This window comes from uncultured Microbacterium sp., assembly GCF_963521645.1.
GTDB lineage: Bacteria > Actinomycetota > Actinomycetes > Actinomycetales > Microbacteriaceae > Microbacterium.
This window is the reverse complement of record NZ_CAUQVQ010000061.1, coordinates 1-14578: the sequence shown is the minus strand read 5'-3', so window position 1 is coordinate 14578 and position 14578 is coordinate 1. Positions and strand designations below refer to the sequence as shown.

The window sequence follows — 14578 nt, the reverse complement described above, 5'->3', positions numbered from 1 at the left end:
GCCCAGTCGTCATAGCGCACACCGGGGATGATCGGGCAGACGTCGCCGCAGCCCATGGTGATCACGACGTCGGCCGCGCGCACGGCGTCGTCGGTGAGCGGCTTCGGGAAGCGCTCGGACGCCGCGTCTCCCTCGATCTCGGCGAGGATCGATCGGACGTGCGGGTGGATGACGTCGGCAGGGCTCGAGCCGGCCGAGCGCGCGACGACCGAGCCGCCGGCGAGCTGGTTGACGAGCGCTGCGGCGAGCTGGGAACGCCCGGCATTGGCCACGCACACGAACAGCACCTGCGGGATCGACGCATCGCGGTCGCGAGTGAGGTCGGCGAGACGCTGACGGGCGAAACGCTCCGTGAGGGGGACGAGCGACGAGGTCACGCGGGCCGAGCGGGCGAGAGAGGTGTACGACTCGCGGACGACCGAGAGCACCACATCCCGATCGAGTTCGGGCACCTCGGCGGCGAGTTCCTCGGCGAGACGCGTCACGCGGGCATCGAAGTCCGGGCGCAGGCCGGCGTCGGCGGTGCCGTCGTCTTCGGGCTCCGCGACCGTGGCGGGCGCGAAGGAGTCGAGAAGAGCCGTGACGGCTCCACGGCGCCGCGGGTTGATCCGGTACCAGACCCAGGTGCCGCGTCGCTCGGAGGTGAGGACATCGACGTCCTTGAGCACCTTGAGGTGGTGCGACACGGTCGGCTGCGACACGTCGGCGAGCTCGGCGAGGTCGCAGACGCAGGATTCGCCGCGCGGGTCGGAGGCGATGGCAGAGAGCATCCGCAGTCGGAGGGGATCCGACAGGGCCTTGAGTGTGGAAGCGACCGATGCGGCGGCCTCCACGCCGATCGCGTGTGTGGCGACGGGGCTGCAGGTGTCGCCTGCAGCCGTGAGGGTGACATTCATGATCGCGTCCTCTCGACCGTGCGGGGCTCTGGGGTGAACGGGTCGGTGTGGAACCAGCGGCGGGCCGCCCAGAGCGAGACGTAGACGAGCCCGACGAGCACCGGCACCTCGATCAGCGGCCCGACGACTCCGGCCAGCGCCTGGCCCGAGGTCGCGCCGAAGGTTCCGATGGCCACCGCGATGGCGAGTTCGAAGTTGTTGCCGGCCGCCGTGAACGCGAGTGTCGACGATCGCGCGTAGCCGAGGCCGAGGGCCTTGCCGGTGAAGAGGCCGATGAACCACATGATCGCGAAGTAGGCGAGCAGCGGGAGCGCGATGCGGGCGACGTCCCACGGGCGGCTCGTGACCTGTTCTCCCTGCAGTGCGAAGAGCAGCGCGATCGTGAACAGGAGTCCGTAGAGCGCCCAGGGTCCGATCCGGGGGAGGAACCTGTCTTCGTACCAGTCGCGCCCCTTCGTGCGTTCCCCGATGAAGCGCGAGGCGAACCCGGCGAGGAGGGGGATGCCGAGGAAGATCAGCACGTTGACCGCGATCTGCCCGACGGAGACGTCGAGCCCCTGCGCGTCGAGACCGAGCCAGCCGGGCAGCACCGTGAGGTAGAACCAGCCGAGCAGAGAGAAGGCGATGACCTGGAAGACCGAGTTGAGGGCGACGAGGACAGCCGCCGCTTCGCGGTCGCCGCAGGCGAGGTCGTTCCAGATCACGACCATGGCGATGCAGCGTGCGAGCCCGACGATGATGAGTCCCGTGCGGTACTCGGGCAGGTCGGGCAGGAACGTCCACGCGAGGGCGAACATCAGCGCCGGGCCGATGAGCCAGTTGAGCACCAGCGACGAGATCAGCAGCTTCTTGTCTCCGGTGACGGCGGCGACCCTGTCGTAGCGGACCTTCGCCAGCACCGGGTACATCATCACCAGCAGACCCAGGGCGATCGGAATCGAGATCCCTCCGACCTCCAGCCCGGCGAGCAGGGGGGAGACGCCGGGGATGAATCGGCCGATCACGATGCCACCGACCATCGCCAGGCCGATCCACAGCGGCAGCCACCGGTCCAGGGTCGACAGGCGGCGCGAGGCGGGCGCAGCCGTCGCGGTGGGGGCTGTCGCGGTGCTCACGCGTAGACCTCCTCTGCCGTGACGGAGACAGGCAGCACCTCATCGAGAGCGGCGAGATAGTGCTGGGCGTCCTGCGCCGCAGCGCAGCCGGTGCCCGCGGCGGTGATCGCCTGGCGATAGGTGTGGTCGACCAGGTCGCCGGCGGCGAAGACTCCTGCGAGGTTGGTGCGGGTGGACGGGTGATCGACGAGCACGTATCCGTCGGCGTCGGTCTCGATCACCCCCGCGACGAGCTCGGAGCGCGGGTCATGGCCGATCGCGACGAACACGCCTGTCGCGGCGAGATCGCGCTCGCCGCCTGTGAGCGTGTCCCGCAGTGTGACCGCTTCGACCTTCTCGGAGCCGATGAACCGGGTGACCTCGCTGTTCCACGCGACCTCGATCTTCGGGTGGTCGAGCACCCGCTGCGCCATGATCTTCGACGCACGGAACTCGTCGCGGCGGTGCACGATCGTCACCTTCGACGCGAAACGGGTGAGGAACAGCGCCTCCTCCATGGCGGAGTCGCCGCCGCCCACGACGATGATCTCCTGGTCGCGGAAGAAGAAGCCGTCGCAGGTCGCGCACCAGGAGACCCCGTGGCCGGTGAGCCGCTCCTCGTCGGCGATGCCGAGCGTGCGGTAGGCGGAGCCCATGGTCAGGATGACGGCTCGAGCACGGTAGGTCTCGCCCGCGCCGGTCTGGACCGTCTTGATCGCTCCGTCGAGGTCGACCGAGACGGCGTCGTCGAGCAGGATCCGCGCGCCGAAGCGCTCGGCCTGCGCGCGCATCGACTCCATCAGCTCCGGCCCCTGCACGCCGTCGACGAATCCGGGGAAGTTCTCGACCTCGGTCGTCGTCATGAGTGCGCCGCCGGCAGTCACGGACCCGGCGATGACCACGGGCTCGAGTCCCGCGCGGGCTGCGTAGACGGCCGCCGTGTACCCGGCGGGGCCTGACCCGATGATGATCAGCTCAACCTCTTGAATCGACATGTGTCTATATTGACATTCATCGATATCGGGTGCAAGCCTCGCCGCCGATGTTCACCCGGCCGTCACCTCGCGGCCACGTTCGCGCTCAGCCGACGGCGATCGGGCGAGCGCCGATCTGGAGAACGCTCGGCGCCGCACAGCATCCCGCAGCCTCGTCGAATTCTCCCGAGCCTCCGCACACGCCGGTGTCGGGCAGCGCGAGCTCGTTACGAGAAGCGGCCTCGTGGTCGCCGGCCAGGTGCGCCGCGACGCTGCGCACCTGCTCGTATCCGGTGAGCGCGAGGAACGTGGGCGCGCGACCGTACGACTTCGCGCCGACGATGAAGAGTCCCTGCTCGGGCTGGGCGAGCTGTCGAGCGCCGGTCGCGCTCACGGAACCGCACGAGTGGATGTTCGGATCGATCTCGGCGGCGATGCCGGCGACGGCCTCGAGGGCGGGGTCGAGGTCGATGCGGAGTTCGCGCAGCATCCCGGTGTCCGGGCGGAAGCCGGTGAGCGCGAACACGTGCGCGACGCCGGTGACCTCGCGGCCGTCCTCGGCGACGATCGTCAGTCCGCCCGCGTGCTGGCGGAGCTCGGCGACGCGGAACCCGGTCACCAGCTCGACGACGCCGTCGTCGATGACCTTGCGTGCGCGCGATCCGAGTGCCGCGCGTTCGGGGAGCTCGTCTCCGGCTCCGCCGCCGAAGACGTTCACCGCGCTCCCTCGACGCAGCAGCCAGGTCACACGCGTGCCCGGCGACCGGCGCGCCAGTTCGCTCAGGCGCAGCACGGTGTGCGTGGCGGAGTGCCCTGCTCCCACGACGACGACGTGCGAACCGGCGAGGTCCGCCACATCGGCGGGGATGCGGTACGAGACGAGATCGGAGGCAGCCGTCTCGCCGAGTGCGGCGAAACCGTCGGCTCCCGCGGGGTTGGGAAGGCTCCAGGTGCCGCTCGCGTCGATCACGGCACGAGCGAGCAACCGGGATTCCGTGCCGTCCGCGTCGACGGTGTGCACGACGAAGGGCTGACTCCTGCGCCCCGCGTCGACGACCTTGTCGCGCCCCTGTCGGGCGACCCCGGTGACGGTCGTGCCGACGCGGATCCGCCCACCCAGTGCATCCGCCAGCGGGGCCAGGTACTCGCTCACCCACTGCGCTCCCGTCGGATACCCCGACGCGGGAGCGCTCCACCCGGTGGGTTCGAGCAGGCGTCGTGCGGCGGCGTCCGTCAGCTCGGGCCATGCCGAGAACAGGCGCACGTGCCCCCAGGCGGAGACCGCAGACGCGGCGGCATCCCCGCGCTCCAGCACCAGGACGTGTTCGCCGCGTTCGACGAGGTGCGCCGCGGCGGCGAGCCCCTGCGGGCCGGCTCCGATGATCACGACGGGAAGCTCGGACATGACATCTCCTCAGATCGATGAAGTTCGATATGACGACCATCGCGCACCTATCGAAGATTGTCAATACGTGAGAGACTGTCGACGTGACCCTTCCTGCGACCATCGATACGACGAGCTGCTGCGTGCCGCGCGTCACCTCGGCGCTCACCGTCGACGACGCCGAACGCGCAGCGCGGGTATTCAAGGCGCTCGGGGATCCCACGCGGGTCCGCCTTCTCTCGCTGATCGCCGCGGGCGAAGGGGGAGAGGCGTGCATCTGCGATCTCACCGAACCGGTCGGCCTCTCTCAGGGCACTGTCTCACATCACATGAAGCTGCTCGCCGACGCCGGACTCGTCACACGGGAGCAGCGCGGGAAGTGGGCGTACTTCTCGGTGAACACCGAGACGCTGGATGCCGTCGGCGAGGCTCTGCGGGCGGTGTGACGCGCTCGATGTACGCGGCCCGATCTGTCCTCAGCCGCGTATGAGCCCAGCCCGATAGGCTGAGGGCGTGCCCGCATCCCTCATCGCCGCCTCGGCGCGCGCCCCGCATGAGCTGCGGTCGTCGACCCCGATGAGGAAATCGATGCGCGTCGTCATGCACCCGGGGACGAACGGCTGGACCAGCGTCTGGGGCACCCTCTCGCACGGTGAGATCGCCGGCTGCCCGCCGCCACGCCGCTAGACCGCGCCTCGCACGGGGTGTGGTCTTCCGCGTCACCCACCCCTTCTCTTCGCGTGAGGTCTTCCCATGTCCGTTTCTCCTTCCCGTTTCCGCCTGGCTCCGCACGAGCTGTGGCGCGGCATCCGCTCGAACGCCCGCAGCGACGTGCTCGGCGGATCCCTCCTGCTGGCGGCCACCGTCGCCGCGCTGATCCTCGCCAACACCTCTGCCGTGGGATGGTACGAGTCCGTCCGGGACTTCACCTTCGGCATCCCCGAGCTGCACCTCGATCTCAGCGTCGGCGCCTGGGCGGCCGACGGGCTGCTGGCGATCTTCTTCTTCGTCGTGGGGCTCGAGCTGAAGGAGGAGTTCGTGACCGGCCGACTGCGGGATCCGCGAGCGGCGGCGCTCCCTGTGGCTGCGGCGGTCGGAGGTGTCGTCGTCCCCGCGCTGATCTTCGTGCTGATCAACCTCGGCAGCGGGGCGGATGTGCTGCGCGGCTGGGCCATCCCCACCGCCACCGACATCGCCTTCGCGGTCGCCGTGATCGCCGTCGTCGGCAGATTCCTTCCGCCGGCGCTCCGCGTGTTCCTCTTGACGCTCGCGATCATCGACGACCTCATCGCGATCACGATCATCGCGACGTTCTACACCGACACGATCAGCTTCCCGTGGCTCGCCCTCGCCCTGCTCCCTCTGGCCGGATTCGCGTTCCTCGTGCAGCGGGGAGTGCGCGCATGGTGGATACTGCTGCCGCTCGCGGTCGCGGTGTGGGTCTGCATCCACGCCGCCGGTGTGCACGCGACCGTCGCCGGCGTGCTGCTCGGCTTCGTCGTGCCGGTGGTCCCCACCGAGCGCGCACGGGTCCGCACGGGCGCGGATGCCGACGGTGAGCCTGTGTACGACGGCATGGCCCCGCACTTCGCCGACCGCTGGGGTGTCGTGGCGACGCTGTTCGCGGTGCCCGTCTTCGCGTTCTTCGCGGCGGGGGTCACGATCGGCGGCATCGACGGCCTCGCCTCTGCGCTCACCGATCCGATCACGATCGGCATCATCGTGGGGCTCGTCGTCGGCAAGCCCATCGGCATCCTCGTCACCACGTTCCTGCTCAGCCGCGTGCGGGGGCTGCGACTGGACGAGTCGCTGCGGTGGCCCGACCTGATCGGAATGTCCTTCCTCGCAGGCATCGGGTTCACGGTGTCGCTGCTGGTCGGGGAGCTGGCCTACGGCGCGAGCTCGGTCGCCGACGAACACGTCAAGATCGGAGTGCTGCTCGGCTCGCTCATCGCGGCGATCATCGGCGGCGGCATCCTCGCGCAGCGGAACGCCGCGGTGCGTCGATCGCAGCTCGGCTCCTGACGCGACCGGTCCGGCCCGGGGGTCAGACCAGTCGTGCGGTCGTGCCGCGTACGTTCAGCTCGTAGGGGAGTTCTGCGGGGATGCCCGCGGCCTCGCCGTCGGCGAGCTTCGCGAGCACGGCATCCGCTGCTCGTTCGCCCTGACCTAGAGGGAACTGGTCGACGGTCGTGAGACGGAAGAACTCGCCGAGCTCGTGACCGTCGATGCCGACGACCGAGAGGTCACCGGGCACGGCGTAGCCGAGATCGCGCGCGGCGAGGATCGCGCCGATCGCCATCTCATCGGATGCCGCGAACACGGCGGTCGGCCGCGGGCCCGGGCGGCCCAGCAGCTGCTTCGCCGCGCGGTAGCCGCCCTCGACCGTGAAGTCGGCGGGCTCGAGGAACGCGGGGTTCAGGGGGATCCCGGCGGTCGCCAGAGCCTTCTCGAATCCGAGTCGGCGATTGGTGGGGATGTGGAAGTCCATGTCGAACTCGGGGTTCGCGCCGATGTGTGCGATGTCGCGATGACCGAGACCGATCAGGTGCTCGGTCGCGAGCTGGGCGACCGTGACGTCGTCGACCGTGAGAGTGTCGAGCTTCGGGTTGGGCCCGCCGATCGCGATCACCGGCAGCCCCAGGTCGAGCAGATACTGGGTCTCGTCGTCGTCGAGCTCGATCGACACCGCGATGACGGCATCCACGCGCTGCCGCCGTAGGAACGTGTCGAACACGTGCCGACGCACATCCTTGTCGGCGGTGATGTTGTAGAGGGTGATGTCGTAGCCCTCGCGCATCAGCGCGGACGACACCCCCGACAGCACGGTGCTGAAGAACCAGCGGTCGAGGAACGGCACCACGACGCCGATGTTGCGGGTGCGGCCGGAGGCGAGGCTCGATGCGCGAGACGACACGACGTAACCGAGCGCCGATGCGGCCTCCTGCACGCGGCGACGCGCTGACTCCGACACATGCCCTCGGCCGCTCAGCGCGCGCGACACGGTGGCGGTCGAGACGCCGGCGAGACGGGCGACCTCATCGATGCTCGCCATGGGGGTCCTCTCAGAAGGTGTGGGGAGTGCGAGACCCCGCCTCTGCGGCGACACCCACCGTCAGAGCGGGGGTCTCGTGCAGAAAGCGGGGTCTCGTCAGAATACGTCGGGCGTCAGGCCGTGGTGTACCAGACGGCGGTGTCGACCGGCAGCGCAGTGCCCTCGAAAGGCTGGCTGGCGACGATCACCTCGGCACCTGCGGGCAGCTCGAGCGGCGTCGTGCCGAGGTTCGCGAGCACGTGCACCGCACCGCGACGGAACGCGACCGCGTGCTCTCCCGCGTCTTCCCATACGAGAGATCCGCTGCCGAAGTCGTGCTCACGACGACCGGCGAGCAGGTGCTTGTACAGCGAGAGCGTCGACGTCTCGTCGGCCTCCTCGACCTCGCGTGCGTACGACGCCCAGTCAGCGGGCTGCGGCAGCCACGAGGCGCCGGTCTCGTTGAAGCCGAACGCCGGAGCGTCCGCCTCCCACGGCAGCGGCACGCGGCATCCGTCTCGCCCGTAGCGCTCGCCGTTCGTGCGGAACCAGGTCGGGTCCTGGCGGAACGCGTCGGGGATCTCCATGGCCTCCGGCAGACCGAGCTCCTCACCCTGGTACAGGTAGGCGGATCCGGGCAGCGCGAGCATCACGGTCGTGGCGGCGCGAGCCCGGGCGAGGCCGATCGCGGTGTCGGGCTTGTTGGGCGTGTTCGGGCCGATGCCCTCGCCCTGGGGGTTCTCCTCGGTGAGGGCCAGACGTGAGGCGTGGCGCACGACGTCGTGGTTCGACAGCACCCAGGTGCTCGGGGCGCCCACAGCGCCGAACGCGTCGAGCGACTCGCGGATGACGTCGCGCAGCGCCGTGGCGTCCCACTCCGTCATGAGGTAGGGGAAGTTGAAGGTCTGGTGCATCTCGTCGGGACGCACCCACAGGGCGGTCTGCTTCAGCGTCGGCATCCAGGCCTCGCCGCACAGCGCACGATCGCCGTCGTACTCGGCGAGCACCTTGTGCCAGTCGCGGTAGATGTCGTGCACGCCGTCCTGGCCCCAGTACGGCACGTTCGCCTCGCCGCCGCCCATCGAATCGGCATCGGCCGGGGGAGTGTAGTCGGGAAGCCCCTCGGCCTTGATCATGCCGTGGGCCACGTCGACGCGGAAGCCGTCGACGCCGCGGTCGAGCCAGAAGCGCAGGATCGAGCGGAACTCCTCGCGCACCTCTTCGTTGTTCCAGTCGAAGTCCGGCTGCGTGGGGTCGAAGATGTGCAGGTACCACTGGCCCGGGGTGCCGTCGGCCTCGGTGATCCGCTCCCACATGCCGCCGCCGAAGACGGACTCCCAGTTGTTCGGCGGCAGTTCGCCGTTCTCGCCCTTGCCGTCGCGGAAGATGTAGCGCGCGCGCTCGGGGCTGCCGGGGGCGGCCTTCAGCGCCTCCTGGAACCAGGCGTGCTGGGCCGAGGAGTGGTTCGGGACCAGGTCGACCACGACGCGGATGCCGCGGGCATGAGCCGCATCGAGCATCGTGTCGAAGTCGTCGAGGGTGCCGAAGAGCGGGTCGACGTCGCGGTAGTCGGCGACGTCGTAGCCGGCATCGCGCTGCGGACTCGTCATGAACGGGCTCAGCCAGATCGCATCGACGCCGAGCTCCTTCAGGGAGTCGAGCCGGCTGGTGATGCCGGGCAGGTCGCCGATGCCGTCGCCCGAGGCGTCGGCGAACGAGCGGGGGTAGATCTGGTAGATGACCGCGCTGCGCCACCACTCGGAACCGGGGGCTGCGATCTGTTCAAGCTGTGCCATGGCAACAGGCTAGTGCAAACGCTTACATGATTGCCAGGGAGAGCATCGAATCGATTCGGCGTTGTGATGTTTCGCGCCGCTCATCGGTGGCTTGCAGCCCGCGAGTATGCTTCAGGCATCCGAGCACTGGAGGCTGTCATGGTTCCCGAGATCAACTACTGGGCCGTCCTGCTGGCGACCGCCTCGAGCATGATCGTCGGCTCGATCTGGTACGCCCCGAAGGTCTTCGGCACGCGCTGGTCGAAGCTGGCGAACGTCGACATGGACCGCCCGGGATCGAGCGCGACGATGGCGATCATCACCACCGTGATCGTGAGCTTCGCGACGGCGTGGGTGCTCGCCGGAGCGTCTGCGATCGCGTGGCATTTCTACGACGGCTCGTTCTTCTGGGCCGCGGTCGTCACCGGGGTGCTGCTGTGGGCGGGATTCACGGCCGCCCGATTCATCACGCACGATGCCTTCGAGGGGCGCCCGACCGCGCTGACCACCATGAACATCGCGCACGAGCTCGTGACGATCGTGGTCATGGCGGTGCTCATCGGGGTGTGGCCGCCGGCACTCGGCTAGGCCGCCCTGGGGTAGGCCGACCCTGGGTGCGCCGACCTGGCGCGGGGGGTCCGCGATCGGCCCGAGCCCTGCGGCGGTCCTGCGCCCGGTGCGACACGCCGGGGCGGACGAAAGACTAGACCTTCGGGCCTTCCGCCTGGACTTCCTGGTATGTCAGCATTTTTCACGTGACCTCCTGGTCGCCTGCGGTTCGTGCACTCGCACCGCGGTTCTGACCGAGGGGGTACTGATGTCGGGTCCATCGCGCCTTTCTGCACCATGGACGGTCGCGGCGGTGTTCCTCGCCGCCGCGCTGGTGGCAGGGGCGACGACCGCCGCATCCGGTGACGCCCCCACCCAGGAGTCGACCGCCGCCCCCGACCCGAGCCTGTCGGTCACTCTGGCCTACGAGTTCCTCGACGCGCGCGTCGACGAGTTCTGCGACGGCGCCGGGCACTGCCTTCCGCGCAGCTACCAGGGCGGCTTCTTCACCGACCTGCCGACATGGGACTTCACGCCCTCGTTCGTGTACGACGACGCCCTCGTCGTGATCGCATACACGGCCCGCGGGCTCCCCGACGACATCCGTCGGGCGCAGGCCGTCGGCGACACGCTGCTCTTCGTGCAGGCCGGCGATCCGATCGGAGACGGCCGGGTGCGCACGTCGTACGAGCCGCACGGCATCCGCCAGGGGCGCGTCGAGATCACCGGGCCCGGCACGTTCACAGGCAACCAGGCCTGGACGGGCATGGCCCTCGCGCGGCTCTTCCACGTCACGGGCGAGCAGAAGTACCTCGACGGAGCGCTGCGGATCGCGGAGTGGATCCAGACGAACACGGCCGACATGGCGCGCGCACCGTTCGGCTACACCGGGGGACAGCTCGAGGACGGCTCGTGGCTGGAGTGGAAGTCGACCGAGCACAACACCGACATCGCCGGGTTCTTCACGCAGCTGGCCCAGCTGACGGGCGACCCCCTGTGGGCGGAACGCGCGTCCGTCGCCTCGGCCTTCGTGGCGGCGATGCAGAGCGCCGACGGCCACGTCGACACGGGCACGCTGCTCGACGGGTCGACCGTGAACACGTATCCCGTGCCGCTCGACGCCCAGACCTGGACGCTGCTCGGCACGGGCGACCCGCGCTACGGCGCATCCGTCGACTGGGCCCTCGCGAACCTGATGGCGACCGACGGCCCGTACACCGGTCCCTCGATCAGTCACGTCGACACGTCGAAGGTCTGGTTCGAGGGGAGCGGTCACCTGGCGCTCGCGCTCAAGCTCAGGGGCGCCGCCGGTGACGCGGACCGCGCCGAGGCGCTGCTCGACAGCATCCGCCTCGGTCAGCGCGATGCCGCGAACGGCGACGGCAAGGGCATCGTCGCGACGTCGACGGACGGACTCGACTCGGGGTTCGGCGACCTGTACTACGCCAGCCTGCACACCGGCGCGACGGCCTGGTACCTCCTCGCCGCCGCTGGCGACAACCCCTTCACCCTTCCGGCCGACTGAGACGCGCCCCCTGCATTCGAATCGCGCACTTTGCAGATTGCCGGACCGAAAATCTGCAAAGTGCGCGATTCGAAAGCTGGAGGAGGGGGTCCGAAAAGATCGGCCCCGTGCGGCGGTTAGGCGGCGACGCGGGCGACGGCGGCGATCGCGCTGGTGAAGAAGTCGACGCCGTCGATGCCCGAACGCATGGCGGCCGAGGTGTCGGGGCCGAAGCCCGCCTCGGTGGCGTGCTCGGGGTGCGGCATGAGTCCGACGACGTTGCCCGCCTCGTTCGTGAGGCCGGCGATGTCGCGCAACGATCCGTTGGGGTTCACGCCCGCGTAGCGGAACGCGACGAGGTTCTCGCCCTCGAGACGGTCGAGCGTCTCCTCGTCTGCGATGTATCCGCCGTCGGCGTTCTTCAGCGGGATCGTGATCTCCTGGCCCGTGCGGAACCTGTTGGTCCACGCCGTGTCGGAGTTCTCGACGATGAGCTTCTGGTCGCGACGCACGAAGTGCTGGTGGTCGTTGCGGATCAGGCCGCCGGGCAGCAGGTGCGCCTCGACGAGCATCTGGAAGCCGTTGCAGATGCCCAGGATCGGCATGCCCTTGGCTGCGGCATCCTTGACCTCGGCCATGATCGGCGACAGAGCGGCGATGGCTCCGGCGCGCAGGTAGTCGCCGTAGCTGAAGCCACCGGGCAGCACGAGGGCGTCGACGCCCTCGAGGTCGTGCGAGCCGTGCCAGAGAGCGACGGGCTCGGCGCCGGCGATGCGCACGGCGCGCTGCGCGTCGCGGTCGTCGAGCGAACCGGGGAAGGTGATGACGCCGATGCGCGTGGTCACTCAGCCACCTCGATGCCCACGACGTCTTCGATCACGGAGTTGGAGAGCACCTCGTCGGCGAGCCGACGGGCCTCGGCGAGGATCTCGTCGGTGACCTCTCCCTCGACGGTGAGTTCGAAGCGCTTGCCGATGCGGACATCGGAGAAGCCCTCGACGCCCAGACGAGAGAATGCGCCGGACACGGCCTTCCCCTGAGGGTCGAGCAGTTCGGGCTTGGGCATGACGTCGACGACGATGGTGGGCATGAACGGCTCCGGAAGTCGCGGGCGGACGGGCGCGACCAGTCTACCGGCTCGGGACCCGCTCGATTCCCGTGCCGACGAGGCTCACGCGTGGAAGACGGTGTGCAGGTCGCCGATCGCGTCACGGCCGCCCAGGCCGTCGATCTCGAACAGCACCGAGATGCCGACGACGTGGCTGCCGAGGCGTTCGACGAGCTCACGACCTGCCGCGAGCGTGCCGCCCGTGGCGAGCACGTCGTCGATCAGCAGCACGCGGGAGCCCTCGGGCAGGTCGTCGTGCATTTCGATGGTCGCGGTGCCGTACTCGAGGGCGTAGTCGACGGATGCCGCGGGGCGGGGCAGCTTGCCGGCCTTGCGGATCGGGATGAGTCCCACGCCTGCGGCGATCGCGGCCGCCCCGGCGAGGATGAAGCCGCGCGCCTCGATGCCCGCGACCACGTCGAACTGGCCGGCGAAGGGGGCGACGATCGCGTCGGTCGTGGCCTTCAGGGCTTCGGCGTCGGCGAGGAGCGGCGTGATGTCGCGGAAGATGATCCCCGCCTCGGGGTAGTCCGGGATGCTGCGGATCAGCGATTCGGCGCGGACGAGAGCGGGGGAGAGTTCGGTGTCGGGCACCGGTCAAGGGTACGCCAGTGCGGGGTTGACATTCGTGGGAGCGCTCCCATAAAGTCGGTCTCCAGTGCGTGGGAGCGCTCCCATGAACGCTTCGACGCAGTGCCCGACGCATCACCCGCACCACACCGCACGACCCACCACAAAGGAGTGAACTGTGAACACACGTGCCCGCACGCGGATCCTGACGACAGCAGCCGTCGCATCCGTCTCCGCTCTGGCCCTCGCCGGCTGTGCCGCCGGTGGCGGCGACGCCGAGGGGGGCGACGAGAAGGTCACCCTGACCGTCACCACCTTCGGCACCTTCGGATACGACGACCTCTACGACGAGTACGAGAAGGCGAACCCGAACGTCACGATCGAGGCGACCAACATCGACACCGGCGGCAACGCCCGCACCGACGCGTTCACGAAGATCGCCGCGGGCTCGGGGCTCAGCGACGTCGTCGCGATCGAAGAGGGATGGCTCGGCGCCATCATGGACGTCTCCGACACCTTCGTCGACCTGCGCGACTACGGCATCGAGGACCGCAAGGACGACTGGGTCGACTGGAAGTACGGACAGGCGACGGATGCCGAAGGACGTGTCATCGGATACGGCACCGACATCGGCCCGAGCGGCATCTGCTACAACGGCGCGGCCTTCGAGGCCGCCGGCCTGCCGAGCGACCGCGAGTCGGTCGCCGAGCTGCTGGACGGCGACTGGGAGAACTACTTCGCGGTGGGCGCGGAGTACACGGCGAAGACCGGCAAGGCCTGGTACGACCACTCCGGATTCGTCTGGAACGCCATGGTCAACCAGCTCGAGGAGGGGTACTACACCTCCGACGGCGAGCTGAACGTCGAGGACAACGCAGAGCTCAAGGAGCGCTTCGAGCTGCTCGGCGCAGCCACCGAGGGTGGCCAGTCCGCCGCGCAGACCGCGTGGGACTGGAACGGCGGCAAGTCGTTCGTCGACGGCACGTTCGCGACGTTCGTCTGCCCGGGCTGGATGCTCGGAGTCGTGCAGGGCCAGGTCGAGGCCGGCGGCGGCGACGCCTCCACCGGATGGGACTTCGCCGACGTCTTCCCGGGCGGCGCAGCCAACTGGGGCGGCGCGTTCCTCTCGATCCCCGAGAGCTCGCAGCACAAGGAAGAGGCGGCGAAGCTCGCCGACTGGCTGACCCAGCCCGAGCAGCAGGTCGAGCAGTCCGCTGCGGCGGGCAACTTCCCGTCGACGATCGGCGCGCAGGAGACGCTCGCGTCGGAAGCCACTCCGAACGAGTTCTTCAACGATGCGCCCACCGGCGCGATCCTCGCCGAGCGCGCCAAGGGAGTCGTCGCCCAGTTCAAGGGCGCTGACGACTCGGTGATCCAGGAGAACGTCTTCGGTCCGGCCCTCAGCGGCCTCGACCGCGGCGAGACCGACACCCAGGGCGCCTGGGATGCTGCGGTCGAGCTCCTGAACGAGCTGGTCGACTGACCCCGACCCTTCTCGGTCGTCGAGCGAAGACGGTCACCGCGTTTCGTCTCGGTGCTTCGCTCCTCGCTCAACGACCGGGGGGCGGGACACATCCGGTCGTTGAGCGAAGACGACGAAGTCGCCTGAGTCGAAACGCGGTCACCACGTTTCGTCTCGGTGCTTCGCTCCTCGCTCAACGACCGGGGGACGGTGCTTCGCTCCTCGCTC

The 14578-nt window shown here is 69.3% G+C and carries 15 protein-coding genes; 6 read left to right on the top strand and 9 right to left on the bottom strand.

Going from position 1 to position 14578, the window contains the following annotated elements; all coding sequences use genetic code 11:
• From RWO82_RS11995 to RWO82_RS11980, 4 genes are all read right to left on the bottom strand, one after another.
• A partial coding sequence (locus tag RWO82_RS11995) for a metalloregulator ArsR/SmtB family transcription factor (protein WP_314427293.1) occupies positions 1-896 on the bottom strand: 896 nt, incomplete at its 3' end.
• Positions 893-2011 (bottom strand): ACR3 family arsenite efflux transporter, encoded by a 1119-nt coding sequence (gene arsB / locus RWO82_RS11990; RefSeq protein WP_314427290.1) that lies wholly within the window; start codon positions 2009-2011, stop codon positions 893-895. The genes RWO82_RS11995 and arsB, both read right to left, overlap by 4 nt.
• Positions 2008-2985, bottom strand: a complete 978-nt coding sequence (gene trxB, locus RWO82_RS11985) for a thioredoxin-disulfide reductase (RefSeq protein WP_314427287.1) — start codon at positions 2983-2985, stop codon at positions 2008-2010. Before trxB ends, arsB begins: the two co-directional genes overlap by 4 nt.
• Before the next feature lie 85 nt (positions 2986-3070).
• Positions 3071-4369: an FAD-dependent oxidoreductase gene (locus RWO82_RS11980; RefSeq protein WP_314427285.1), complete on the bottom strand. Its 1299-nt coding sequence runs from the start codon at positions 4367-4369 to the stop codon at positions 3071-3073.
• A gap of 83 nt (positions 4370-4452) precedes the next feature.
• On the opposite strand from RWO82_RS11980, the gene RWO82_RS11975 reads away from it, so the two are divergent.
• From RWO82_RS11975 to nhaA, 3 genes are all read left to right on the top strand, one after another.
• Positions 4453-4794, top strand: a complete 342-nt coding sequence (locus tag RWO82_RS11975) for a metalloregulator ArsR/SmtB family transcription factor (protein ID WP_314427283.1) — start codon at positions 4453-4455, stop codon at positions 4792-4794.
• 67 nt (positions 4795-4861) lie between these two features.
• A complete protein-coding gene (locus tag RWO82_RS11970; RefSeq protein ID WP_314427281.1) occupies positions 4862-5035 on the top strand; it encodes a hypothetical protein in 174 nt (57 codons plus the stop codon).
• Positions 5036-5101: 66 nt separating this feature from the next.
• Positions 5102-6373, top strand: coding sequence for a Na+/H+ antiporter NhaA (gene nhaA / locus RWO82_RS11965; protein WP_314427278.1), 1272 nt, complete (start codon positions 5102-5104; stop codon positions 6371-6373).
• Positions 6374-6395: 22 nt separating this feature from the next.
• Here nhaA and RWO82_RS11960 read toward each other — a convergent pair whose 3' ends face one another.
• Positions 6396-7403 carry a LacI family DNA-binding transcriptional regulator gene (locus RWO82_RS11960; RefSeq protein WP_314427277.1) on the bottom strand — a complete coding sequence of 336 codons (1008 nt, stop codon included), beginning with the start codon at positions 7401-7403 and terminating at the stop codon, positions 6396-6398.
• A 113-nt stretch (positions 7404-7516) separates the two neighbouring features.
• Positions 7517-9178, bottom strand: coding sequence for a glycoside hydrolase family 13 protein (locus RWO82_RS11955; RefSeq protein ID WP_314427276.1), 1662 nt, complete (start codon positions 9176-9178; stop codon positions 7517-7519).
• 138 nt (positions 9179-9316) lie between these two features.
• Between RWO82_RS11955 and RWO82_RS11950 the strand changes: the two genes are divergently transcribed.
• Both RWO82_RS11950 and RWO82_RS11945 read left to right on the top strand, forming a co-directional pair.
• Entirely contained in the window at positions 9317-9745 is a 429-nt protein-coding gene (locus RWO82_RS11950) for a DUF1761 domain-containing protein (RefSeq protein WP_314427273.1), read from the top strand.
• Between the two features lie 229 nt (positions 9746-9974).
• Positions 9975-11231, top strand: a complete 1257-nt coding sequence (locus RWO82_RS11945) for a hypothetical protein (protein WP_314427271.1) — start codon at positions 9975-9977, stop codon at positions 11229-11231.
• A 116-nt stretch (positions 11232-11347) separates the two neighbouring features.
• Here the strand turns inward: RWO82_RS11945 and purQ are convergent, their stop codons facing one another.
• From purQ to RWO82_RS11930, 3 genes are all read right to left on the bottom strand, one after another.
• Complete coding sequence (purQ, locus tag RWO82_RS11940) at positions 11348-12055, bottom strand: phosphoribosylformylglycinamidine synthase subunit PurQ (RefSeq protein ID WP_053098585.1); 708 nt, start codon at positions 12053-12055, stop codon at positions 11348-11350.
• Positions 12052-12300 carry a phosphoribosylformylglycinamidine synthase subunit PurS gene (gene purS / locus RWO82_RS11935; RefSeq protein ID WP_314427268.1) on the bottom strand — a complete coding sequence of 83 codons (249 nt, stop codon included), beginning with the start codon at positions 12298-12300 and terminating at the stop codon, positions 12052-12054. The genes purQ and purS overlap by 4 nt, the downstream gene beginning before the upstream one ends.
• Before the next feature lie 81 nt (positions 12301-12381).
• Complete coding sequence (locus RWO82_RS11930; RefSeq protein WP_314427266.1) at positions 12382-12912, bottom strand: adenine phosphoribosyltransferase; 531 nt, start codon at positions 12910-12912, stop codon at positions 12382-12384.
• Between the two features lie 154 nt (positions 12913-13066).
• Here RWO82_RS11930 and RWO82_RS11925 point away from each other — a divergent pair, with 154 nt between their 5' ends.
• Positions 13067-14371: an extracellular solute-binding protein gene (locus RWO82_RS11925; RefSeq protein WP_314427264.1), complete on the top strand. Its 1305-nt coding sequence runs from the start codon at positions 13067-13069 to the stop codon at positions 14369-14371.
• Positions 14372-14578 lie beyond the last annotated feature (207 nt).

Excerpts from the sequence above, each read along its gene's own strand:
- trxB (WP_314427287.1), bottom strand. The coding sequence starts at position 2,985 with ATGTCGATTCAAGAGGTTGAGCTGATCATCATCGGGTCAGGCCCCGCC.
- RWO82_RS11980 (WP_314427285.1), bottom strand. The coding sequence starts at position 4,369 with ATGTCCGAGCTTCCCGTCGTGATCATCGGAGCCGGCCCGCAGGGGCTC.
- nhaA (WP_314427278.1), top strand. The coding sequence starts at position 5,102 with ATGTCCGTTTCTCCTTCCCGTTTCCGCCTGGCTCCGCACGAGCTGTGG.
- RWO82_RS11960 (WP_314427277.1), bottom strand. The coding sequence starts at position 7,403 with ATGGCGAGCATCGATGAGGTCGCCCGTCTCGCCGGCGTCTCGACCGCC.
- RWO82_RS11955 (WP_314427276.1), bottom strand. The coding sequence starts at position 9,178 with ATGGCACAGCTTGAACAGATCGCAGCCCCCGGTTCCGAGTGGTGGCGC.
- RWO82_RS11950 (WP_314427273.1), top strand. The coding sequence starts at position 9,317 with ATGGTTCCCGAGATCAACTACTGGGCCGTCCTGCTGGCGACCGCCTCG.
- RWO82_RS11945 (WP_314427271.1), top strand. The coding sequence starts at position 9,975 with ATGTCGGGTCCATCGCGCCTTTCTGCACCATGGACGGTCGCGGCGGTG.
- purS (WP_314427268.1), bottom strand. The coding sequence starts at position 12,300 with ATGCCCACCATCGTCGTCGACGTCATGCCCAAGCCCGAACTGCTCGAC.